The organism is Mesorhizobium sp. M7A.F.Ca.MR.362.00.0.0, from assembly GCF_004023175.1.
GTDB lineage: Bacteria > Pseudomonadota > Alphaproteobacteria > Rhizobiales > Rhizobiaceae > Mesorhizobium.
This window is the reverse complement of record NZ_RZTF01001281.1, coordinates 1-208: the sequence shown is the minus strand read 5'-3', so window position 1 is coordinate 208 and position 208 is coordinate 1. Positions and strand designations below refer to the sequence as shown.

General features: G+C 37.0%; 1 protein-coding gene. It reads right to left on the bottom strand.

The genetic code is table 11. From position 1 onward, the window contains the following. Nucleotides 1-3: 3 nt before the first annotated feature. On the bottom strand, nt 4-208 hold a 205-nt coding region (locus tag EOC06_RS41370; protein ID WP_206631546.1), incomplete at its 5' end, for a hypothetical protein.

Here is a 208-nt window from a genome sequence, read left to right as displayed (position 1 = left end):
CGGTTATTGCTTATATTCAAATGTAAGTTGTGGAACTGAATCTTCACCCTTATCATATCGCCATTCGATTTTTTTATAAATGTGGTGTAAGTTCCGATTTACATCTTCATCGCTTAAACCTTCACCGTCAAGACACTCCCAGTTTTGAAGCAAATATTCAACTCGCTCTTTTATTTCTTGATACCCAGCCAAAATGTCTGTCGTGTCT